General features: G+C 64.3%; 16 protein-coding genes. 10 read left to right on the forward strand and 6 right to left on the reverse strand.

Translation table 11 applies throughout. The features are described 5' to 3' along the window. Positions 1–5 precede the first annotated feature (5 nt). Complete coding sequence (locus BUS12_RS21925) at positions 6–824, reverse strand: MipA/OmpV family protein (RefSeq protein WP_074299250.1); 819 nt, start codon at positions 822–824, stop codon at positions 6–8. Between the two features lie 196 nt (positions 825–1,020). On the opposite strand from BUS12_RS21925, the gene BUS12_RS21930 reads away from it, so the two are divergent. The 9 genes from BUS12_RS21930 (at position 1,021) to BUS12_RS21970 (ending at position 15,578) form a co-directional block, all read left to right on the forward strand. Continuing rightward, positions 1,021–1,365, forward strand: a complete 345-nt coding sequence (locus BUS12_RS21930) for a hypothetical protein (RefSeq protein WP_074299252.1) — start codon at positions 1,021–1,023, stop codon at positions 1,363–1,365. Between the two features lie 301 nt (positions 1,366–1,666). Then, complete coding sequence (locus tag BUS12_RS21935) at positions 1,667–1,987, forward strand: hypothetical protein (RefSeq protein WP_074299253.1); 321 nt, start codon at positions 1,667–1,669, stop codon at positions 1,985–1,987. A 223-nt stretch (positions 1,988–2,210) separates the two neighbouring features. Beyond that, complete coding sequence (locus BUS12_RS21940) at positions 2,211–2,609, forward strand: hypothetical protein (protein WP_074301635.1); 399 nt, start codon at positions 2,211–2,213, stop codon at positions 2,607–2,609. Positions 2,610–2,727: 118 nt separating this feature from the next. After that, a complete protein-coding gene (bamA, locus tag BUS12_RS21945) occupies positions 2,728–5,043 on the forward strand; it encodes an outer membrane protein assembly factor BamA (RefSeq protein ID WP_083640561.1) in 2,316 nt (771 codons plus the stop codon). 229 nt (positions 5,044–5,272) lie between these two features. Then, positions 5,273–5,995 carry a response regulator gene (locus BUS12_RS21950; RefSeq protein ID WP_074299255.1) on the forward strand — a complete coding sequence of 241 codons (723 nt, stop codon included), beginning with the start codon at positions 5,273–5,275 and terminating at the stop codon, positions 5,993–5,995. A 255-nt stretch (positions 5,996–6,250) separates the two neighbouring features. Beyond that, the gene (locus BUS12_RS21955; protein WP_074299257.1) at positions 6,251–7,543 is read left to right on the forward strand and encodes an efflux RND transporter periplasmic adaptor subunit; all 1,293 of its coding nucleotides are present in this window, start codon (positions 6,251–6,253) and stop codon (positions 7,541–7,543) included. Positions 7,544–7,561: 18 nt separating this feature from the next. Beyond that, a complete protein-coding gene (locus BUS12_RS21960; protein ID WP_074299259.1) occupies positions 7,562–10,705 on the forward strand; it encodes an efflux RND transporter permease subunit in 3,144 nt (1,047 codons plus the stop codon). Beyond that, the gene (locus BUS12_RS21965) at positions 10,702–14,046 is read left to right on the forward strand and encodes an efflux RND transporter permease subunit (RefSeq protein ID WP_074299261.1); all 3,345 of its coding nucleotides are present in this window, start codon (positions 10,702–10,704) and stop codon (positions 14,044–14,046) included. The genes BUS12_RS21960 and BUS12_RS21965 overlap by 4 nt, the downstream gene beginning before the upstream one ends. After that, entirely contained in the window at positions 14,043–15,578 is a 1,536-nt protein-coding gene (locus BUS12_RS21970) for an efflux transporter outer membrane subunit (RefSeq protein WP_074299264.1), read from the forward strand. The genes BUS12_RS21965 and BUS12_RS21970 overlap by 4 nt, the downstream gene beginning before the upstream one ends. Before the next feature lie 53 nt (positions 15,579–15,631). On the opposite strand, the gene BUS12_RS21975 is transcribed toward BUS12_RS21970, so the two are convergent. Then, positions 15,632–16,783, reverse strand: coding sequence for a branched-chain amino acid ABC transporter substrate-binding protein (locus BUS12_RS21975; protein ID WP_074299266.1), 1,152 nt, complete (start codon positions 16,781–16,783; stop codon positions 15,632–15,634). A gap of 100 nt (positions 16,784–16,883) precedes the next feature. After that, positions 16,884–18,113: an NAD(P)/FAD-dependent oxidoreductase gene (locus BUS12_RS21980; RefSeq protein WP_074299268.1), complete on the reverse strand. Its 1,230-nt coding sequence runs from the start codon at positions 18,111–18,113 to the stop codon at positions 16,884–16,886. A 351-nt stretch (positions 18,114–18,464) separates the two neighbouring features. Between BUS12_RS21980 and BUS12_RS21985 the strand changes: the two genes are divergently transcribed. Further along, positions 18,465–19,868 (forward strand): aminotransferase-like domain-containing protein, encoded by a 1,404-nt coding sequence (locus BUS12_RS21985; protein WP_074299270.1) that lies wholly within the window; start codon positions 18,465–18,467, stop codon positions 19,866–19,868. Positions 19,869–20,093: 225 nt separating this feature from the next. On the opposite strand, the gene BUS12_RS39675 is transcribed toward BUS12_RS21985, so the two are convergent. The 3 genes from BUS12_RS39675 to BUS12_RS22000 all read right to left on the reverse strand — a co-directional run bounded on the left by BUS12_RS39675 (position 20,094) and on the right by BUS12_RS22000 (position 23,889). Continuing rightward, complete coding sequence (locus tag BUS12_RS39675; protein ID WP_074299272.1) at positions 20,094–20,621, reverse strand: hypothetical protein; 528 nt, start codon at positions 20,619–20,621, stop codon at positions 20,094–20,096. A 1,072-nt stretch (positions 20,622–21,693) separates the two neighbouring features. Further along, positions 21,694–22,767, reverse strand: coding sequence for an alpha/beta hydrolase family protein (locus tag BUS12_RS21995; protein ID WP_074299274.1), 1,074 nt, complete (start codon positions 22,765–22,767; stop codon positions 21,694–21,696). Positions 22,768–22,962: 195 nt separating this feature from the next. Then, entirely contained in the window at positions 22,963–23,889 is a 927-nt protein-coding gene (locus BUS12_RS22000) for a LysR substrate-binding domain-containing protein (protein WP_074301637.1), read from the reverse strand. Positions 23,890–23,908: the final 19 nt, after the last annotated feature.

The raw sequence follows: 23,908 nt of genomic DNA on the forward strand, positions 1-23,908 counted from the left end.
TGCGCTCAATTGAATTGATAAATGTAGCCGAGCCGGGCTGCAGGAAGGTAGCTGCGTCCGACGATCGGACTGTCGGTGACGCCGCTCGTGAAATGCGACACGCCAACGTCCAGCACCACCTTCTGACGGCGCGTGATGCTGTAGTTGACCCGCGTGCCGACCGACGTGTCGTAGGCCGCGCGTCCCGTGTACTCGGGACGCCCTGCCCGCGCCTCCGACGCCTGCACGCCGTAATAGTAATCGACGTAGTCGCTGCTCAGCCATTCCACACTGGCATACGGTTCGATGGAATAGCGGCCGAGATCGAACGATTTGCTGAAATCGAGCTTGGCGCGTTCGCCGCGGTTGCCGCCCAGCAGATAGTCGGCGGAGAGCGTACCGAAGGCGCTTTTCCAGGCGAGCGCCGGGCCGTACCAGAACGTGCCGTTGCGGTTCTGCATGCCGTTCAGGATCGGCGCGTCGTCGTTCCGGTAGCCGTCGCCGACGGCGTAATCGCCGCGCAAGGCGACGCTCACGTTGTCCCACTTGCCGATCTTCAGGTCGATGGTCGTGCCGAGCGCGTGGATCCATTTATTGTCGAACGAGATCAGCGGAATCGGCGTGAATTTCGTATCGCCGCTCTTGTACGGCGACGCCGCCACGCCGGCGCCTACCCCGAGGCCCCAGTGCGTCACGTTGGTGGCGTTGCTGAGGACGGTGAAGCCGGAATCGTCCGCGCTGGCCTGCGCGTCGGCGCCGCCGTCGGCCCATGCGCTCGCCGTATGCAGCAGGACGGACGCCGCCGCCAGCAGCACAGGATACGCGCGACAAAAAGTTCTTTTCACAGTCGTTCCTAAAGTGATGGGATGAGACGGTCTCGACTTTAGGGGCGGCTGACTTACCGCTTACTTACTGCTTATTTACCGCGCTCGTCGCAGCGGCCGGCAGAAATCGCCGGACAGCGAACGCGCCAGTAAGTGCCGGGTAAGCCACGCGCATGCAACATGCACGGCTTGTCCCTCTCACGGCAAGGTCTTGCCCATGAAACCTCGTATTGCGACCGCGCTGCGTGCCCATTTCGTGCTGTTCTCGGTGTCGGCAGGGGTCGCAGGCGTCGTTTGTCTTGGCCTCATCCTGCTGCTCGGCATCGGCGACGTCGACACGCCGGCATCGACCTACCTGGGTGGCATGCTGCTCGTCGCGGTCCTGATCATGCTGGTGTTGCGCCGGCGCGCACGTCACGCGTTCGATGCCGCGGAACGGGCGCGCAAGGTTCAGTTGCACGAACGACACGGCCTCGAGGAAGCATCGATTGCCGACGACTGCGCGCAACCGTGGCTCGTGCAGTTGCATCTCGAACTGCACGGCCATCATTGCCGGAATTGATGGCGCGCCCTTGCAGTTCGCCTTCACCGTTCGTCCCCACCGCGAGGCACGCCTGCCACGCGCAAACGGTTTTGCCGCGCCGCCGCCGCGCTCGCACCGCGTTGCAAGCGGCTTACGCTTATTACCATCCGTTGCGGCCGGCCGGCGACCTTGCACCTCAACAGCAGGCGCCACGCGCGACATCGGTCGAGGCGCGCGAATACGGAAAATTTCAGCGGTTAATCTTGTTGCACTTACGTAACTCAAGACGGAAAACATAGGACTACAGTAAAGCCGTCTTCCCCCTCATCTGGAGGTCACCATGAAAAGCAAACTGTTAGTTAGCCTCGGACTCGGGGCACTCATCCTCGGGGCGTCGCAAATGGCCAACGCGGGCGTCTCGATCGGACTCAACCTCGCGGTGCCGCCGGTCTACGTCGCACCTGCCCCTGTCTACGTCGCACCCGCGCCGGTTTACGCGCCGCCGCCTCCGCCGCCCGCGGTCGCCTATCAACCGGTGCCGGTGGCCGCGTATCAACCGGTGGTCGCGACTTCCTTCGTGATCGGCTGGCACGGCGGTCAGTACTGGGACGGACGCCGCTGGTGGTCCCGTCATGACTGGTACGCCCATCGCCACTGGTAGAGCCACCGAAAGCCGCTGAAAGCCGCCGGCCGGCACGACCCGAGCCGGCCCGACCCGCCCGCGATCGTCGCGCAGTGTTACGCGCGCGTTCGCGGGCGAGCCGTTTCCCGTAGCGCTTCCGCTATCTCCCTCCGCTGAAAGGAAGAATCGGTAATCCGTAGGTAACCACGAGCGGCACCCGCTCACCTAGACTCGCTCTCCAATGTTGTTCGGGAGCGCACTCATGTCACAGCCGGTTGCCCTGGCGATTCATTCCCTGCATTCCTTCGAGCTGACCGGCGACGGTCAGTACCTGATGCTCAAAGGCAATCAGCCCGACAGCATCGCGTTGCACTACACGGTCATGCATGAGCTGCTGGCGGCCATCTCGAACGCGATTGGCTGGTCGGAGCGGGTTCGCCAGAAGAAGGACGACGTGAAGTTCGCCATGCCGTGCGAAGCGTGGGCCGTCGGCAAGGACAAAGGCGAGGCGAGCCACCTTCTGCTGACGTTTCGCTTGCCGGGCGGCGCTGAACTGTCGTTCCGGATGCATCGCGCCGACGCGCGCCATATGACCGAGGTGCTCTCGCTGGTGACGGGTCTCGCCAAGGTCAACGAAGCGCCCGGCGTACGCCTGCAATAGCGCCGCCGTGCTCCCCGACGACCCGAAAACAAGCTGTCCAAAACTGCCGTCGCACATCAGACATCCGCGAAAGATGCGTCTGCGATCCTCCTATTGTGTGTCTCTCCTGTCAGCCTGTATGAACTTTGAAACACTATCGGCCCGCTGCGCCCGTGCGCTGACATTGGTCGGCCTGAGCGTCTCCTCGGTCTCGGCCTTCGCCACCACGCCGTTCGTGGTGCGGGACATCCGGCTCGAAGGCTTGCAACGCGTCGAACCGAACACCGTTTTCTCGTACCTGCCCATCAAGCAGGGCGACACCTTCACCGACGACAAGGCTTCCGACGCCATCCGCGCGCTCTATGCGACCGGCTTCTTCAACGACGTCAAGATCTCGAACGAAGGCGACGTCGTCATCGTGCAGGTGCAGGAACGCCCGGCGATCGGCACGATCGACTTCGCAGGCCTCCACGAATTCGACAAGGACAACCTGACCAAGGCGCTGAACTCGGTAGGGCTCTCGCTCGGCCGTTATTACGACAAGTCGCTGGTCGACCGCGCCCAGCAGGAGCTGAAGCGTCAGTACCTGACGCACGGCTACTACGCCGCCGAAGTCACGACCACGATCACGCCGATCGACCGTGACCGCGTCGGCCTGCTGTTCTCGGTGATCGAAGGACCGAGCGCGAAGATCCGCCAGGTCAACCTGATCGGCAACAAGGTGTTCAGCGACAGCACGCTGCACGACGAAATGCAGTTGTCCACGCCGAACTGGTTCTCGTGGTACACGAAGAACGACCTGTACTCGAAAGACAAGCTGACCACCGACCTCGAGAGCCTGCGTTCGTACTATCTGGATCGCGGCTACCTCGAGTTCAACATCGATTCCACCCAGGTCTCGCTATCGCCGGACAAGAAGGACATGTACCTCACGCTCACGATTCACGAGGGCGAGCCGTACACGATTTCAGGCATCCACCTGTCGGGCAACCTGCTGGATCGCGAAGCCGAGCTGCAGAAGCTGGTCAAGATCAAGCCGGGCGACCGCTTCTCGGCCGCCAAACTGAAGGCGGCCACCAAGGCGATGGTCGACAAGCTCGGCGAGTACGGCTACGCATTCGCCACGGTGAACGCGCAGCCGCAGATCGACCAGCAGCATCACACGGTCGACCTGACGCTGCAGGTGGATCCGAGCCGCCGGGTGTATGTGCGGACCATCAACATCGTCGGCAATACCCGCACGCGCGACGAAGTGATCCGCCGCGAAATGCGCCAGCTCGAAAGCTCGTGGTTCGACTCGAGCCGCCTCGCGCTGTCGAAAGACCGCATCAACCGGCTTGGCTACTTCACCGATGTCCAGGTCACCACCGTGCCGGTGGAAGGCACCGCCGACGAAGTCGACATCGACGTGAAGGTCACGGAAAAGCCGACCGGCTCCCTCACGCTGGGTCTCGGCTACGGTTCCGGCGAAGGCCCGATCATTTCGGCGGGCATCTCGCAGGACAACGTGTTCGGCTCGGGCACGAGCCTCGCGCTCAACGTCAACACGGCAACCACGTTCCGCACGCTGACCGTGACCCAGGTGGACCCGTACTTCACGGTGGACGGCATCAAGCGCATTACGGACGTCTACTACAAGACCAGCGAGCCGCTCTATTACTCGAACGTGACCGATACGAGCTTCCGCATCATCACGCTCGGCGCAGACCTCAAGTTCGGCGTGCCGTTCTCGGAGTCGGACATGGTCTACTTCGGCACGGGCATCGAGCAGGACCGGCTCGACGTCGATGCGACCACGCCGCAAAGCTATATCGACTACGTGAACGACTTCGGCCGCGTGTCGAACAACATTCCGCTGACGATAGGCTGGTCGCGCGACAATCGCGACAGCGCGCTGGTGCCGAGCCGCGGTTACTTCACCCAGTTCAACGCCGAGTACGGCACGCCGATCGCCACTACGACGTACTACAAGGCCGATCTCCAGGCGCAGTATTACTACTCGTTTTCGAAAGGCTTCGTGCTGGGCCTGAACTTCCAGGGCGGCTACGGCAACGGCCTCGAAGGACAGCCGTATCCGATCTTCAAGAACTACTACGCCGGCGGTATCGGTTCGGTGCGCGGCTACGAGCCGAGTTCGCTGGGTCCGCGCGACGCGACCACCGGCGACCCGATCGGCGGCTCGAAGATGGTGGTCGGCAACGTCGAACTGACGTTCCCGCTGCCGGGCACCGGCTACGACCGCACGCTGCGCGTCTTCACCTTCGTCGACGGCGGCAACGTCTGGGGTTCGGAAGGCAGCAGCACGGGCGCCAACGGCTTGCGCTACAGCTATGGCGCCGGTCTCGAATGGATTTCGCCCATCGGCCCGCTCAAGCTCGACTTCGGTCTGCCGATCGTCCGGCACGCCGGCGACCAGTATCAGAAGTTCCAGTTCCAGATCGGCACCGCATTCTGACGCGGCTGCCAGCTTCGCGACAGGCCGCGCCTCTTCGATGCGCGGCCTTTTGCATTTCTAACTAATCGCTTTCGTCGCATTACGTTTAACCGACATGATGCCACTGTATCTTTCGGAGCGGACCGAACCGTTACCGTAGATTACGCAGCGCCCTCGTAGTAACTCCTCGCAATCTCTTCAACGCTCGCGATGTGCGGCGACGCCGCCCCGGCACATTAAACTCCCACGCATGGCTATCCAAATTCTGGTTGTCGACGACGACGCCGATCTGCGCGACCTGCTGCGCAACTATCTGGGCGGTGCGGGCTTCGAAGTCTCCGTGCTGCACGATGCCGCCGCGCTGGAGCGCCGGCTCGAACGCGAACGTCCCGATCTGATCGTGCTCGACCTGATGATGTCGGACATCGATGGCCTGACCGCGCTGCGCAAATTGCGCGCCACCGGCGACGACCTGCCGGTTATCATCCTCACCGCCAAAGCCGACGACGTGGACCGGATCATCGGTCTCGAGCTGGGCGCGGACGACTTCCTTGCCAAGCCCTTCAATCCGCGCGAGTTGCTGGCCCGCATCCAGGCGGTGCTGCGGCGCCGCACGTCGCCGTCGGCGGCCGCGCCGGAACATCGCGAACCGTTCAGCTTCGGCGGCTTCATGCTCGACTTCCAGTCGCGCACGCTAAGCCAGCGCGGCCGGCCGATCATGCTGCCGGACAGCGTGTTCGCCTTGCTGCGCATCTTTGTGGACCATCCGCTGCATGCGCTTAACCGGGAGCGTCTGCTCGAATTGCTGCACGGTCCGCAATACGACGGCACCGACCGCGGCATCGACGTCCAGGTGTGGCGCCTGCGCCGCATCCTCGAAGCCGATCCGTCCGCGCCGCGCTTCATCCAGACCGTGCGCGGCCGCGGCTATATGTTCGTCCCGGCGGGCACCGCGCAGGAGGAGTCGTCATGACGCCGCCGCAACATCGCACGCAACGCTGCGACTCCGTCAAACCTTTGTCAAAGAGCGGCTCGATGGTGACAACGGACAGTAAACGTGGCACTTTGCGCAGTTGCGACAAATCCTGCTTTCCTGCTCCGGCCCGCTACCCCGAAGCGGGCACATGAACCGGTCCGCACAGGCAGTGTCAGTAGTTCTTGCCGGTCCGGCCAGGTTGGGCCGGACCAAACCAATCTTCAATAGCAATAAAAGTTTTCGGAGAAGAATATGAGCGAAGCCGTGTCCACGAAGCCGAAGCGCTCGCGCCTCAGGCTCGTCCTGATCGCGGTCATCGTGCTGGTGCTGATTGCAGTCGTGGTCCTGCACGTGCTGCACCAGAAGAAGCCGGTGCGCGGCGCGCCGCCGCAAGTGGTGACCACGGCCGCCGCGACACTCGGCTCGATGCCGGAAACGCTGAGCGAACTCGGCACGGTAACGCCGACCGCGACCGTCACGGTATTGCCGCAACTGAGCGGCTATCTGACCGCCGTCGGGTATCACGAAGGCCAGGACGTGCAGAAAGGCCAGTTCCTCGCCCAGATCGATCCGCGCCAGTATGAGATCGACAAGCAGCAGGCCCAGGCCACGCTCGCCAAGGACCAGGCCTCGCTCGCCCAGGCCCGCTCCGACCTCGCGCGCTATACGCAGTTGAACGAGCACAAGTCGATCGCCGAGCAGACCTTCGTCGACCAGCAGTTTCTCGTCCAGCAGGACGAGGCCGCGGTCAAGTCGGACCTCGCCAACATTGCGCAGTTCGACCTCGATCTGACCTATTGCCGGATCACCGCGCCGGTGTCCGGGCGCGTCGGCCTGCGTCTGGTCGACCCGGGCAACTACGTGACGGCGTCGTCCTCGCCGGGCATCGTGGTGATCACCACAATGAAGCCGACCACGGTGCAGTTCACCGTGCCGCAGGACTCGCTCGCCAAGGTGCTGCAGCGCATGGGCACCGGCGCCGACCTGGCGGTCACGGCCTACAGCAGCGACAACTCGAAGGAGATCGCCACCGGCACGCTGTACGCGGTGAGCAACCAGATGGCGACGGCCACCGGCACGGTGACCTTGCGCGCCACCTTCGCCAACGACGACGAGGCGCTGTTCCCGAACGAGTTCGTCAACGTCAAGCTGCTGGTCGACACGCTGCAGAACGCCGTGCTGGTCCCAACGCCGGCGGTGCAGACCGGCGCGCCGGGCGACTATGTGTACCTCGTGAACCCGGCCAACAGTACCGTCTCCGTGCATAAGGTCACGCTGGGACCGAGCGACGGCAAGAACACCGTGATTGCGTCGGGCCTGTCCGCCGGCGACGTCGTGGTGACGGACGGCACCGACCGCCTGAGCGACGGCGCGCCGATCAAGGCAGCGGCTGCACGGCCGGCCTCGGGTGCTTCCGGCGCCGAGGCAGGATCGGCGGCGCAAGCGGGGGCCGCGAGCGGCGCCCATGCCCATCACAAGCGGCCCCAGGGCGGCGCATCAGGGGCGTCCGGGGCCTCTGCCGATTCAGCCGACGCAGCTTCGTAGAAGCGGACCCATTCGCCGATGAATATCTCCCGTCTGTTTATTCTTAGACCCGTAGCGACGCTGCTGCTGATGGTCGCCCTCGTGCTCGTGGGCCTCGTCGCGGTACGCGTGCTGCCGGTCTCCTCGCTACCGAACGTCGACTATCCGACCATCCAGGTGCAGACCTTCTATCCGGGCGCGAGCCCGGATGTGATGGCCACCACGGTGACTGCCCCGCTCGAGGTGCAACTGGGCGAGATCCCCGGCTTGCAGCAGATGACGTCCTATAGTTCGGACGGCGCCTCGGTCATCACGCTGCAGTTCGACCTCTCGCTGAACCTCGACGTCGCCGAACAGAACGTCCAGCAGGCCATCAACGCGGCCAACAGCTACCTGCCGAGCGGCCTGCCCGCGCCGCCGACCTACGCCAAGGTCAACCCCGCCGACCAGCCGATCCTGACGCTCGCGGTGACCTCCACCTCGATGTCGCTCACGCAGCTCGAGGACGCCGCCAACAACCGCCTCGGCACCAAGATTTCGGAAGTGTCGGGCGTGGGTGTCGTGACGACGAGCGGCGGTAACGTGCCCGCCATTCGCGTCGAAGCCGATCCGCAAAAACTCGCCGCCTACGGCCTGAATATCGACGATCTGCGCACCCTGCTCAGCTACGTCAACGTGAGCCAGCCGAAGGGCAACTTCGACGGGCCGGACCTCGACTACACGATCAACGGCAACGACCAGATCTCCGATCCGAAAGACTATATGGATACGGTGGTCGCCTACCAGAACGGCGCGCCGGTGTTCATGCGCGACGTCGCGAAGGTGACCTCGGCCGCCCAGGACGTCGAGCGCGGCGCCTGGTACAACGGCACGCCCGCCATCGTGCTGAACGTGCAGCGCCAGCCGGGCGCGAACGTGATCGCCACCGTCAACCAGATCATGAAGCAGTTGCCGCAGCTCGAATCGACGCTGCCGGCCGGCATGAAGGTCACGGTGGTGTCGGACAGCACCGGCGTGATCCGCTCGTCGGTCTCCGACGCGGCGCTCGAACTGGTGCTCGCCATCGTGCTGGTGGTGGCGGTGATCTTCGTGTTCCTGCGCAACGTGCCGGCCACGATCATCCCGAGCGTGTCGGTGCCGGTTTCGCTGATCGGTACGCTGGCCGTGATGTACCAGCTGAACTACTCGATCGACAACCTCTCGCTGATGGCGCTGATCATCGCCACCGGCTTCGTGGTGGACGACTCGATCGTGATGATCGAGAACATCGTGCGCTATCTCGAGGAGGGCAAAACGCCGCTCGAGGCCGCGCTCGAAGGCGCCGGGCAGATCGGCTTCACGATTCTCTCGCTGACCATCTCGCTGATCGCCGTGCTGATTCCGCTGCTCTTCATGGGCGGCGTGATCGGGCGTCTGTTCAGCGAATTCGCGGTGACGCTCGCGGTCACCATCGTGCTGTCGGCGGTGGTTTCGCTGACGGTGGTGCCGATGCTGTGCGCGCGCCTCTTGCGCGCCCAGGCCGAGCGCCATCCGAGCCGCTTCGAGCGGATCAGCGAAGGGCTCTTCGACAAGACGCTCGCCGCCTACGAAAAGGGCCTGCGCTGGGTACTCGATCACCAGTTGCTCACGCTCGTGGTGTTCGTCCTTACCCTCGTGCTGACCGGCTTCCTGTACATCGTGATCCCGAAGGGCCTGTTCCCGGTGCAGGACGTCGGCGTGATCGAAGGCATCAGCGTGGCCGACAACTCGGTGTCCTACAAGGCGATGGTGACGCGCCAGCGGGCGCTCGCCGATCAGCTCCTGAAAGATCCCGATGTGGTCTCCCTCACCTCCTATGTGGGGATCGACGGCACCAACTCCACGCTCAACAACGGCCGCTTCCTGATCAATCTGCGCGATCACGACAAGCGTTCGGATACCGCGCAGGAGATTGCGCGGCGCCTGCAGACGGAAGTCGCCAATGTGCCCGGCATCAAGCTGTATATGCAGCCGGAGCAGGATCTGACGCTCGACACCACGGTCTCGCCGAACCAGTACAGTTTCGTGCTGCGCGGACCGAGCCAGCAGGCCTTCCAGAAGTACGTGCCTGAACTGATCGCGCGCCTGCAGAAGATTCCGTCGCTCGCCGATGTGCAAAGCGATATGAATACCGACGGCATGAGCGTGAACGTCGAAGTGAACCGGCAACTGGCCGCGCGTTTCGGCATCACCCCGGCGACCATCGACAACGCCCTCTACGACGCGCTGGGTCAACGGATCGTCTCGACCATCTTCCAGCAGTCGGACCAGTACCGCGTGATTCTCGTCGCCAAGCCGGAGTCGCTGCCTAACGTAGGCTCGCTCGGCAATCTGTATCTGCCTAGCCAGACCAGCAGCACCGGCCAGGTGCCGCTGTCGGCGATCGCCAAGATCCAGATCGTCAAGTCGCCGCTCGTGATCAGCCATCTGGCGCAGTTCCCGTCCGTCACCATCTCGTTCAACCTCGCGAAGGATGCGTCGCTGAGCACGGCGGTGAAGCAGATTCACGAGGCCGAAGCCGCGGTCAATCTGCCGCCGTCCATCACCTCGTCGCTGCAGGGCGCGGCCCAGGCGTTCCAGGACTCGCTCTCGAGCGAGGTGTACCTGCTGATCGCCGCCCTGGTGGCCGTGTATATCGTGCTGGGCGTGCTGTACGAGAGCTTCATCCATCCGGTGACGATTCTCTCCACACTGCCCTCGGCGGGGATCGGCGCGCTGCTGGCGCTGATGATCGCCGGCAGCGACCTCGACGTGATCGGCATCATCGGTATCGTGCTGCTGATCGGTATCGTCAAGAAGAACGCCATCATGATGGTGGACTTCGCGCTCGATGCCGAGCGCAATCACCACAAGCCGGCGCGCGAGGCGATTTTTGAGGCGTCGCTGCTGCGCTTCCGGCCGATCCTGATGACGACGCTCGCCGCCATGCTCGGCGCCCTGCCGATGCTGGTCGGCACCGGCACGGGTTCCGAACTGCGCCGTCCGCTGGGTCTTGCGATCATCGGCGGTCTCGCCCTGAGCCAGGTCCTCACGCTCTTCACCACGCCGGTCATCTATCTGTTCTTCGACCGCATGGCCGAGCGCACGCGGCGCTGGCGCAACCGCAACAAGCCGCAGGATCCGTCTGAAGGTACGCCTGCCGGTACGGCGGAGGACACGCCTTGAACATCTCGGCGTTATTCATCCGGCGCCCGGTCGCGACGACGCTGCTGGCCGTCGCGATCCTGATCTCGGGGGCGCTCGCCTACTTCCGGCTGCCGGTCGCGCCATTGCCGAACATCGCCTTCCCGGTGATCGTGGTGCAGGCCAACATGGCCGGCGCGAGCCCGGACATCATGGCCTCGACCGTCGCCGAGCCGCTCGAACGGCGTCTCGGCACGATTGCCGACGTCGAAGAGCTGACTTCGATCAGCTATGTCGGCTCGTCGATGATCGTGGTCGAGTTTGGGCTGAACCGCGACATCAACGGCGCGGCGCGCGACGTCGAAGCGGCCATCCAGGCGGCACGCGCCGACCTGCCGACCACCTTGCGCAGCAATCCGACCTATCGCCAGTACAACCCGGCGGATTCGCCGATCATGGTGCTGGCGCTGACCTCGAACACGCTCACCAAGGCGCAGCTCTACGACTCCGCGGATTCGGTGATCCAGCAGCAGCTCTCGCAGGTCAACGGCGTGGGTCAGATCACGCTGGGCGGCGGTGCGTTGCCTTCGGTGCGGGTCGAGTTGCAGCCGGGCAAGCTGAATAGCTACGGCATCGGCCTCGAAGACGTGCGCGCGGCGATCGCCGCGGCGAATGCCGATAGCGCGAAGGGTCACCTCGACCAGGGCGACCAGCGCTACGTAGTGTTGTCCAACGACCAGATCACCAAGGCGGCGCCCTACCGCGACCTTGTGGTGGCGTACCGCAACGGCTCGCCAGTGCTGCTGCGCGACGTCGCCCAGGTCCGGGACTCCAACGAAAACATCCGCAACGCCGGGCTCTACAACGGCAAGTCGGCGGTGCTGGTGATCGTCTATCCGATGCCCGGCAGCAATGTCGTCAATACCGTCGCGCAGATCCGCAACGTGCTGCCGGCGATCGAGGCGACGCTGCCGCACAGCGTCCATGTGCAGGTCGCGGTGGACCGTTCGGAATCGGTGCGCTCCTCGGTGGCCGACACCGAACGCACGCTGTTCATCGCCGTGCTGCTCGTCGTGGGCGTGGTGTTCGTCTTCCTGCAGTCGCCGCGCGCCACGCTGGTGCCGGCGGTGGCGCTGCCGCTGTCGATCGTCGGCACCTTCGGGCCGATGTACCTGCTCGGCTACAGCATCGACAACCTGTCGCTGATGGCGCTCACCATCGGCACCGGCTTCGTGGTGGACGATGCGGTGGTGGTGCTGGAAAACATCACGCGCCACCTCGAAATGGGCCTGAGTCCGAAGGAAGCCGCGCTCAAAGGCAGCGGCGAAGTGGGCTTCACCGTGATCTCGATGAGCCTCTCGCTGATCGCGGTGTTCCTGCCGATCCTGCTGATGCCGGGCATCGTCGGCCTGCTGTTCCATGAGTTCGCGGTGACGCTGTCCGTCGCCATCCTGATCTCGCTCGTGATCTCGCTGACAGTCACGCCGGCGATGTGCGCCTATGTGCTGAGCCGCGACCGCGCCGGCCACTCGCAGGCGCGCTGGGCGGTGTGGGTCGAGGCGCAATTCGAGCGCTTCAAGAACGCCTACTCGCGTTCGCTCACGGCGGCGCTCGACCACGCGCTGCTGGTGATCCTGCTGCTGATCGGCCTGCTCGTCGCCAACGTGTTCCTGCTCAAGCTGCTGCCCGGCACCTTCTTCCCCGAGCAGGACACCGGCATTCTGATCGGCCAGATCATCGCCGACCAGAGCATCTCGTTCACGGCGATGGAAAAGAAGCTGGCCCAGTTGCAGGAGATCGTGCAGAAGGACCCGGCGGTGCAGTCGGTGGCGGGCTTTACCGGCGGCCGTGCGCTGAACACCGCTAACGTGTTCGTCGAACTCAAGCCGCTGGCGCAGCGCCATGCGTCCGCCACCGACGTGGTCAACCGTCTGCGGCCCAAGCTGAACGCGGTCTCGGGCGCGCGGCTCTTCATGCAGGCGCAGCAGGATCTGCGGATCGGCGGACGGCAATCGGCCGCCGAATACCAGTACACGCTGACGAGCGAAGACTCCGCGGCGCTGTTCGCCTGGACGCCCAAGCTCGTGACCGCGCTCGGCAAGATGCGCGGCGAGGTGCTCGACGTGAACTCGGACCTGCAGCAAAACGGCCTGCAGACCTACCTCACGTTCAACCGCTCCACGGCGGCGCGCTACGGCTTTGCGCCGAACCAGATCGACAACGTGCTGTACGACGCGTTCGGCCAGCGCACCGTGTCCACCATCTACAACCCGCTCAATCAGTACTTCGTGGTGATGGAGGTGGCGCCGGAGTACTGGCAATATCCGCAGACGCTCAGCCAGATTTACCTGAGCACGGCGGCGGGCAATGCGACCGGCACCGCGCAGACCCAAATGCCGGGCGGCACCGTGTCCGGCGTGGTAGCGGCGAGCGCGGTCAGCACTGCCTCGAGTTCGTCGAGCACCAACTCGCTGAACTCGAATGCGGAGGCCAACGCGACCACCAACAGCATCTCGAACAGCAAGGGCGGCAGTTCGAGCGGCAGCGCGGACAGCACCTCGGCCGAAACGATGGTGCCGTTACCCACGATGTCGAGCTACGTGAACAACCATACCTCGACTCAGGTGAACCACCAGAGCGGACTGGTGGCCGCGACGATCTCGTTCAACCTGCCGCCCAACGGCTCGCTGAGCACGGCCCAGGCGGCGATCGATACCGCCTCCCGCGAGATCGGCATGCCGGCCAGCATCCATGGTGCGTTTGCGGGTGCGGCGCAGGCCTATGCGCAGTCGACGGGCACCATCCCGTTGCTGATCATCGCGGCGCTCGGGGTGGTGTATATCGTGCTCGGCGTGCTCTATGAGAGTTCGATCCACCCGCTCACGATCCTCTCGACGCTGCCCTCGGCCGGCATCGGCGCCACCCTTGCCTTGCTGATCTTCGGCACGCCGTTCTCGGTGATCGCGCTGATCGGCATCATTCTTCTGATCGGTATCGTGAAGAAGAACGGCATCATGATGGTGGACGTGGCGATCCAGTTGCAGCGCAACGAAGGGCTGCCGGCCAAGGAAGCGATTCATGGCGCCGCCGTCGTGCGTCTGCGGCCGATCATGATGACCACCTTCGCCGCCGTACTCGGCGCGGTGCCGCTCGCGATCGGCATCGGCCAGGGCGCGTCGCTGCGCCAGCCGCTCGGTATCACGGTGATGGGCGGCCTGATCCTGAGCCAGGTGTTTACGCTGTACACGACGCCGGTGATTTACCTGTACCTGGACCGCTTGCGCTCCAGGCTCGTCAGGTGGTCCTCGGGACTGCCATGGAACCGCCAGGCCGAACAAATGGGGCCGCCGCGGCAATCGGGGCAAACGGATACGAAGGCATGATGATGAAGATTGACTGCAAACCGCTGGCCAAACCGCTGGCCGCTTCCATCGCGCTGCTGCTGAGTGGCTGTATGGTCGGCCCGGACTATCACCGGCCGCAGGTCAGCGTACCGGCGACCTACCGCGAGCTGCCGGGCTGGACCCAGGCCGAGCCGGCCGCCGCCGGACCCAAGGGCGCATGGTGGACCGGCTTCAACGATCCGCTGATCGACCAGCTCGAACCGCTGGTCGAGGTCTCCAACCAGACCGTGCGCCAGGACTACGCGAACTATCAGGAAGCGCTGGCCGAAGTGAAAGTGGCGCGTGCCGGGCTGTTCCCGACGGTTGGCGTGACCGGCTCGGCCACCCGCGCGCGCGGCGCCACCAGCTCGACAACCTCGACGGCGAGCCGGGCTTACACGACCAACTCGGGCTCGCTCGAAGGCAATGTGAGCTGGGCGCCGGATCTGTGGGGTTCGGTGCGCCGCACGATCGAAGAGAATTCCGCCACCGCCCAGGCGAGCGAAGCGACGCTGGCGAACGCCACGCTCTCCGAGCAGGTGACGCTCGCGACCACGATCATCCAGTTGCGCACCAGCGACGCCAATATCGCGCTGCTGCAGGACACCGTCAAAGCGTATCAGCACTTTCTGGACGTGGTCTCGAATCAGGACAAGTACGGCACCATCGCGCCGTCCGACCTGATCACCGCGCGTACCCAGCTCGAAACCGCGCAGTCCAGCCTGATCGCGCTCGGCGTGGCGCGCGCGCAGTACGCGCATGCGATTGCCGTGCTGGTGGGCAAGAACCCCGAAGACCTGGACATTCCGTTCAACCCCACGATGCCCAGCTTGCCGTCGGTTCCGGTCGGCGTGCCGTCCACGCTGCTGCAGCGCCGCCCCGATATCGCCACGGCCGAGCGCCAGATGGCGTCGGAGAATGCGGCGATCGGCGTAGCGGTGGCCGCGTATTACCCGACGGTGTCGCTCTCGGCGCTGGACGGCTTCACGCAGTCGCCGCTGGGCGGCCTGCTGCATATCGCCAACTACGTATGGTCGCTAGGCGGCAGCGCCACGGAAACGATCTTCGACGGCGGCGAGCGCAGCGGCGAAGTGGCGGCGGCCAAAGCCGCCTACGACGCGGCGGTCGCGAACTACCGCGGCACCGTGCTGACCGCGTTCGAAGATGTCGAAAACGATCTGTCCGGCTTGCGCATCCTGAGCCAGCAGGCCGATGCACTGGATGCCGCGGTGCGCGACGCGACCCGCGGCACCGAAATCGCCTTCAACGAATACCAGGCCGGCACCGTGGACTACACCACGGTGGCGACCGCCCAGGCCACTCAGTTGAGCAATCAGCAAACCGCGTTGAGCGTGCAGGAATCGCGGCTCGCCGATGCGGCTTCGCTGATCGGCGATCTGGGCGGCGGCTGGTCGGACGGCGCATTGCACGATCCGCGCAACCCGCGCGATTCGGATAAGGCGACGGCTCAGGCGGCGTCCGCAGCGGTCGGGGCTTCGGCGCCGGCCGCGCGGACCGGTAGTGCCGACTAGGCAGTGTGGGCTAGCCGCGCGGCCGGCGGAGCTTGGGGCGCTCGGGGCGCTTGCTAGGCGCCGCTGCCGCCGACCGTCCTGATGCTCTTCCACTGCCCCTGCTCGACCTGGAACAGCGTGTACGGCGGCTTGATCAGGTCGCCATAGGGGTCGAAGGTAATCTTGCCTGTCACGCCGGTAAGCGTGACCTTCGCAAGACTGTCGACGATCTTCGCGCGGTCGAGCGAATCGGCGCTGTGAATCGCCTTGATCAGCGCGAGCGCGGCGTCATAGGCAAACGGCGCATACAGTTCGACATCCTGATTGAAGCGCGCCTTGTAGCGCTTGCCGAAGTCCAGCGCGGCGGGCAGCTTGTCGAGGGCCGGTCCCGGCTCCAGATCCTGCGTACCGTCGCCCGCCGCGCCGGCGATCTGCAGGAACGCGTTGCTCTTCAAGGCGCCCGCGCCGAACAGTTGCGCGTTCATGCCCAGCGAGCGCATCTGCTTGACCAGCATCGCGCCCTGCTCGTCCAGTCCGCCAAAGAAAATCAGATCGACGTTCTTGCTCTTCAGGGTGGTCAGGATGGAGCGGAAATCGACGGCCTTGTCGTTGGTGAACTCGCGATCGACCACGTTGCCGTTCGCTTCCTTGACGCCTTTTTCGAAGGCGTTGGCGAGGCCCTCGCCAAACGCCGTGCGATCGTCGATGATGGCGATGCGCTTCGCCTTCATCTGCTCCACCACGAAGTGACCCGCCACCACGCCGCCGATGCCGTCGTGGCCCATCGTACGAAACACGTTCTTGAAACCCTGTTTGGTCAGATCCGGATTGGTCGAGCCCGGCGTGATCATCGCGACGTCAGCCTGGTGGTAGACCGCGGAGGCCGGAATGCTGCAGCCTGAGTTGTAGTGGCCAATCACGCCGACCACGCCGTCGTCGACCAGTTTCTGCGCAACTTGCACCGCGACGTGCGGGTCCGCCTGATCGTCCTGCACGTCGAGCACGAAGGTGACAGGCTTGCCGCCGACCGTCGGATGCCTGGCGTTCTCTTCGTCGAGCGCCAGTTGCGCGCCGTACTGCAAATCCTTGCCGACGCGGGCCACCGGGCCGGTCAACGGTCCGACAAAACCGATCTTGACGACTTCCGGATCGGCGGCCCACGACGGCGCCACCTGCGTGCCCAGCGCGCAGACGGCCAAACTCAACAGCCAATAGCGGCGATTCATGATGCGCTCCTTGCGAGATATGACGTCGCGCGTGATGTCGGTGAACCGGTTCGATGCGCGACGCCTCGATACCGTCCTCTGGTGCTTGCCCTAAAACGTTTTAGAACCGCGTCGCCGCATACGGCGCGAGCTCGAGCGGCGGCGCGCGTCCCGCGACGAGGTCGGCCACGATCCGTCCGCTGATGCCCGCCAGCGTGAGTCCAAGATGCTGATGGCCGAATGCATAGATCACGCGGGCGCCGGCGCTCGAGCGGCCCAGCACCGGCACGCCGTCCGGCAGGCTCGGACGAAAGCCGAGCCAGTGGTTGTCGGGCGTCGCGAGCGTGGGCAATGCGCGTTTCGACGCGAACGTCAGCAGGTCGAGCAGCGCACGATTGCGCGTCTCGTTGAAACCGCCCAGTTCGACCGTGCCGGCGACGCGCAGGCCATCGCTCATCGGCGTCATGTAAAAGCCGCGCTCGGCCCAGCCGACCGGCCGCGAAATCAGTTGCTGCGCGCCCGGATAGCGCACGTGATAACCGCGCTCGGTATCGAGCGGCACGGCATCGCCGCATTGCCGGGCGAACTGCGCGGAGCGCGCGCCGGTGGCAATCACGGCATGGCTGAAGCGTCTCGCGACGCCGTCGACCGTCAGCGTGGCGCCGTCCGCGGACGGCTGTACCGCGCTGACGCTTGAGCGCTCCAGCTTCAACCCTTGTGCCGCGAGCCGTTCATACAGCGCCTGCAAGAAGCCCTGCGGATCGGAAAAATGCCAACTGTCCTTGAACAGCACGCCGCGCTCGAAAATCGGCGCGAGCGACGGTTCGAGCGCGCGAATATCGTTGCCGGCCAGCACATCGAAAGCGACACCTAGCTTCGACCGCAGACCGAGCGCGGCCTGCGCGGCGTCGAACGAAGCTGCGTTCGAGTACAGATAGAGGCACTCGCGCGGCCGTACGAAACGCGCCAGTTCCGGCTGTGCCAACAGCGGCGCATAACCGTCCTGGGCACGACCCAGCAAAGCAGCCAGCGCAGCCGCGCTCGCCTCGTAACGGCGCGGCAGCGAGCTGATCAGGAAACGCGTGAGCCACGGCGCAAGCTGCGGCAGATATCCCCAGCGCAACCGAAACGGACTCTGGTTCGAGAGCAGAAAGCGCGGTAAATCGCGGAACACCGAAGGGTTGTTCACCGGAATGCATGCGTAATGCGCAAAGGTCCCGGCGTTGCCGAACGACGCCCCCTGCCCGACACCCGACGGATCGAACAGCACGACGCGATGACCGTCGCGCATCAGCGCCGCGGCGCTCGCAAGACCGATGAAGCCCGCGCCCACGATAGCGATCTCCGGCATCACGGATGCCCCGTCTGCGGCGTGCCATGTGGCTCGAGGGACGGCGGAAAGCGCATGAAAAACTCCGGCTGACAGATTCCAGGAGATCGTCCAGCGGCGTCCCGATACGTCCGCCACCAGACAAACCATGACACCTAGAATCACACAATATTTTTTTGTGTGCAATTAAAACGTGCATTGTGTGGTCCTGGCATTTTCCCTGGATGGTTTGAGGCAGGTGCGTGCGGTGTAGCCGCCGGGCCATGTGGCGGCGTGCTGGAAGACGTTACAGCAGGGCAGACGTGGTATAGAATCGCCCAAACTCCGCACAATCGCGGACAAAGCTGGTTTTGTATGGAGACATTCGTTCTTATGGCTTCTGGCAAACACGCAGGCCGCGCCGCCAACGGCGCGCCGGCCCAGGCGAAGCGCTCGACGTATGTCGAGGTGTCCAGTTCGATCGAGAATGAGATCCGCAGCGGCGTGTATCCGCCGGGAAGCCGCCTGCCGCCCCAGCGGCAACTCGCTACCGAGCTGGGCATCAATGTGTCGACGGTTTCGCGTGCGTACAAGGAGTTGCAACTGCGCGGGCTGGTGATCGGCAGCAAGCGGCGCGGTTCGCTGGTGACGGGCGGCGCGATGCCGAGCGTCGAACCCGCCCACGCCACGAGCAATGCGCTGATCGATCTGACCGTGAACCGGCCCGCCACCGGCGAATTTCTGACCTGTCTCGCGCGCACGCTGGCGGACTTGCCGCACGATCCGCGCTACGCGCAATTGCAGGAATACCAGCCGCCGCAAGGACCGGCCTGGGCGCGCGCCGCCGGCGCCCGCTGGATGGCCGCGCCGGGTTTCGAGCCATCCATCGATCATGTGGTGGTCACGAGCGGCGCGCAGCACGGCCTGTATGCCGTGCTGAACAGCCTGATCGGCACGGACGGCGTGATCCTTGCCGATCAACTCACCTACTACGGACTGAAAGCGCTCGCGCCGGTGTTCCAGTTTGAAATCGTTGGCATTCCTAGCGACCGCGACGGCTTGCTGACCGACGAAGTTGAGCGTGCCTGCCGGCGCATGCCGGTGAAGGCGATCTTCACGGTGCCGAATCTGCAGAACCCGACCGTCACGACCATGAGTCTCGAACGCCGGATGGCGCTCGTCGATATTGCGCGCCGGCATGGCGTCGCGATTATCGAAGACGATGTCTACGGGCCGCTCGTGTCGCAGCGCCTGCCGACCCTCGCGAGCCTGTGTCCGGAGCTGACGTTCCACATTGCCGCGACCTCGAAGATTCTCGCACCCGGCCTGCGGCTGGGCTATCTGCTGAGTCCGCCGGACAGCTCGGCCTTGTGTGCGGAGGCGGTTCGCACGACCGCGTGGATGCCGGCGCCGATGTCGATGCTGATCGCTTCCATCTGGATCGAAGACGGCACCGCGCGCCATATCATGGATGCGCAGCTCGCCGAGATTCGCGCACGCCAGGACCTCGCGCGTGAACTGCTGCCGCAGGAATGGCTGCAGACCGACCCGGCCTGCATGTTCGTGTGGCTGAAGTTGCCGCCGCCATGGCGCGCCGACGATTTCGCCGCCAACGCGAAGGCGCGCGGCGTGGTGGTGATGCCGTCGTCGGCGTTTGCCGTGGACCGCTCCGAAATCGAACACGGCGTGCGCATCAACCTCGCGTGCGCGACGAGCCGCGATCAACTGGTCAGCGCGTTACGGTTGTTGACGGGCACGCTCAAGGACCGTCCGAGAGCGCTGTTCGGGACGATCTGATCGATCTGGGACGCGCGATGTGAGCGTCCGTCTTAAACTCGCGGACTGTATTGAGCCGGCTCCGATGGGAATGAGGAATACCCGGGCGTGTCCAGCGTAAATTCTGCGGTTTGATCCGCGCTGGATTGGGCCTTCGTTAGATTCACTTCGGATAGCTAACGTGTATGGAATGAAGCATCTTCGCGACAACGTAACGCGAAGATGCTTCTGCTTTGCCCGGGCGCTCTAGAGCCCGTTTGATGACTTAGTGGCCGCCATGGCCGCCACCGCAACCGCCGCCGGAGCCACCGGAGCCGGAGCCGGAGCCGGAGCCGCCTGAGCCGTGGCCACCGCCGCCGTTACCATGGCCGCCGGTGCCGTGGCCGCCTTCTCCATGGCCGCTGTCGCCGTGACCGCTTTCGCCGTGACCGCTGTCACCGTGGCCGCCGTCACCATGTCCGCCGTCGCCATGTCCGCCGTCGCCGTGACCGCCGTCACCATGTCCGCCGTCACCATGTCCGCCGTCACCATGTCCGCCGTCGCCGTGACCGCCGTCGCCATGTCCGCCGTCGCCGGCACAGCCACTGCCCGAACCACCACTGCCGGACCCACCACTGCCCGAACCACCACTGCCGGACCCACCACTGCCAGAACCACCACTGCCAGAACCACCACTGCCAGAACCACCACTGCCAGAACCACCACTGCCAGAACCACCGCTGCCAGAACCACCGCTGCCGGACCCGCCACCCGCAGCCCCACTACCCGAACCATGACTTCCCGACCCGCCAGTGCCGGAACCACCACTTCCTTTGCCACCGTTGCCCGCACTGCCGGACCCCGTATCGCCGGCTCCGCCACTCCCTGACCCCTGGCTTCCCGCGGCCGCGCCGTTGGTGCCGCCCGGCGCGGTGCTGGCGCCGAATGCACTCTGCGGACCAACTGTCCCACCGAACCCCTCCGCATCCTGCCCACTGCCGATCAAGGCCTGTGGACCACCCAAGTCCTTTCGGCAACCCAGCGTCGCGGTTTCAGGACAATCTTGCGTGGGATTCTGCGCCAGCAGCAGACGCAAGGAACTTACCTCTCCTTTCCCCATTGGCGCAGTGTGCATCGTCTCCTGATTCGACTGGGCACAAGCCATTCCCGCATATAAGGTCACGGCGGTTGCAATCGCCACCCTGCACATTCCGATTGCGTTTGATGCATTCTTATAGCTTTTCATAACGTACTCCTAATCACTCATTCACAGTCATGTTTTAATAGGTCGTTCGAAGTCCCCCTATCTACAGAATCCGGATCTTCGCGACCGTGTACGGCAGAACCATGTACTGCCCAAGCCGGCCTCGAAAGCCGGTCGTCGAACAGACTGGGATATGACGGAATGGGATCCGTGCGCGCAGCACGTGCAACTCTACGACCTGACACAAATGGGATTCACCCCGTCTGACACCGACGCAAATCCACAGTAGTTGACCCGCTATAGGCTCACTGTTCGGCACCACACGCATGATCTGGATGCGAATAGGTTTACCCGTAAAAACAAGGCCAAAATCGTTAACTACCGATAAATTTACCGACATAAATACAGATCGGAATTTTTAATCAATCAATATGGATTCCAAATTAATCGATCGATAATAAGGGTCGGCTGAAACGACGAATGCATGAACAGGAGCGCTTGCCAATATGACCCGAACACCGGGACAGCAGAGGCATTCGTATGAAGGACGATCGTTGGAAACTGCAGCGCCGCGCGTCGATCAGCGCGCGGCGAATCAGGCGGAAGAAACGGTACAACCCGACGGTGCATCACGTCGGGCCAAAAACATCATCTGCAATGTTGCTACGCCCCCGCAGCGCCCACATGCGTATCGATCCATCGCAGGATCCAGTCCGCGACGTCGAGGTTATTGCGGTCCTGCATCATCATGTGCGTGTTGCCGTGAATCCCTTCGTCCGGCAATAGCACGAGTTGCGCGCGCCCACCGGCATGGTCCACGGCGTCGACGAAAGCGCGGCACGCTTTGAGCCGCGGCGCCCAACGCGGCGACAGATCGACGTAGTCGCCGAACAGCACGAGAATCGGCAGCCTGGTGTAGGGCGTGAGATCGCCTGTCGCGGACGGACACTCCCCCGGCTCGATGGACACGATGCCGGCAATGCCCTGCGTGCTGATCGCCGCGGTCTGGAACGGATAGATGCCCGCTTGCGAATGACTGATCAGCACCGTATGGCCGAGGCGGATCGCAAGTTGCGAGAGCGCCGGAACGGTTGGATTGGGTGTGCCCAGCGACGGACTCCAGTCGGGCACCATCTGTTGCCAGAGGCTTGCCTGCGCATCGACTGGAAACTGCTCGCCGGGAAAGGTCTGCGGATATTGCGGTCCGAAACGGAAAATGGTCCACGCCGATTCATGCGACGCCGCAAAGACAGTCGGCAACTGCGAGATGGGCGCCTTACCGCTGCGCACCGCATTGATCGCGCTGATGTCGGTCGCCGAACGGCCGCGGTCGGACTGATCGATCACGTAGGTCGGATAGCCTTTGCGGACGAAGTATTCCTCCCAACCCATGCGCCCATCCGGCGTCGTCTCCCATGTCATGCCCGTCAGGCAGCAGCCATGGACGAGCGTGAGCGACAACGGCTTCGCGCCCGTGGGGATCTGGTAATGCACATACATCTGGTCGACGGTCACGGTGCCCGACGCAGCGTAGTTCGGCAACGTCGAGAGCGTATCGGAATGCACGTCGTGTCCGCCGATGAAGAAGCTCCCCTGCTTTGCGATCGACATGGGGCCGGACAGCGCAGCGGCGCGATCGGGTGGGGACGCTGCGCAAGCGGCGAGCCCGATAGCGAATGCGGCGGCAAAGAGGATGGTGCCAAACCGTTTTGCCGTATGTTCTCTCGTACGTACCATGCAACTATCTCCTCGTTAGCAGTGGGTATCTCGACGATCGGGGCGGTCATGCGCCCACGCCATGACGCGGTGCGAAGTATACGGTACGGCTGACAGTGGCGTTGCCCGCTACTTCATCGGCGTAGCAGCCGTTTGATGCGTAACCTTGAGTGCATGATCGCGACGCGGGGAAGCGGCCGGGCGCACCCCCATCGCCTACGCGAATCCCCCCACCCCACCGCCAAGATCGAGCGCAATGAAATCGACGAACGCACGAATCCGGTTAGACATCTGGTGCCGCTGCGAATAGACCGCGAAGATATCGGCGTTCGGCGTCTCGTGATCGGGCAGCACCCGCACCAGTGAACCTTCGGCCAGGTACGGCTTGATGTCCCACTCGGCCCGCATCAGGATGCCGTGCCCTTCGAGCGCCCACTTCACGGCGATCTCGCCATCGTTGGTCGTCAGACTGCCGTTGATCCGCACGGCCTCCGTCTTGCGCGCCGCGCCCCGCCCCGACGTCAGGCGCCAGACACCATACGCCTCATCGCCCTGCCGGATGCCGATGCAGTTATGCCGGGTCAGGTCATGCGCCGTGACGGGCAAGCCGCGCGACGCGAGATACGCGGGCGCCGCACACAGCACCCGGCGATTCGCGGCAAGACGACGGGCGACCACCCGCGTGTCCGGCGGTTCGCCGAACCGGATGCAGACGTCGAACGCGTCGTCGGTCAGCGGCGGCGGCGTCACCGACAACTGCAGTTGCACCGACACCTGCGGATACTTCCCGACAAACCGCGAAATCGCCGGCGCGACATGGCTGCGACCGAAACCCAGCGTTGCGTTGACGCGCAACAAGCCTTTGGGGCTTTGCTTCGCGCTGCCAAGCAAGCCGGCCAGCTCGTCGATCTCATCGAGAATCCGCCGCGCGTGCTCCAGATACAACTCGCCCTCCGGCGTGAGCGTCATGCGCCGCGTCGTCCGGTTGACGAGCGCCACGCCGGCGCGCCGCTCCATCTGCGTCAGATGCTTGCTGATGGCCGCCGCCGTCAGCCCCAGTTCGCGCGCGGCGGCGCTCAGGCTGCCGGACGCCGCGAGCGTCGAAAAGAAGCTTAAGTCAGACGGTAGGACCGCTTCGCGCATGGCCTTCACTTGTGAATTG

Source organism: Paraburkholderia phenazinium, from assembly GCF_900142845.1.
Classification (GTDB): domain Bacteria; phylum Pseudomonadota; class Gammaproteobacteria; order Burkholderiales; family Burkholderiaceae; genus Paraburkholderia; species Paraburkholderia phenazinium_A.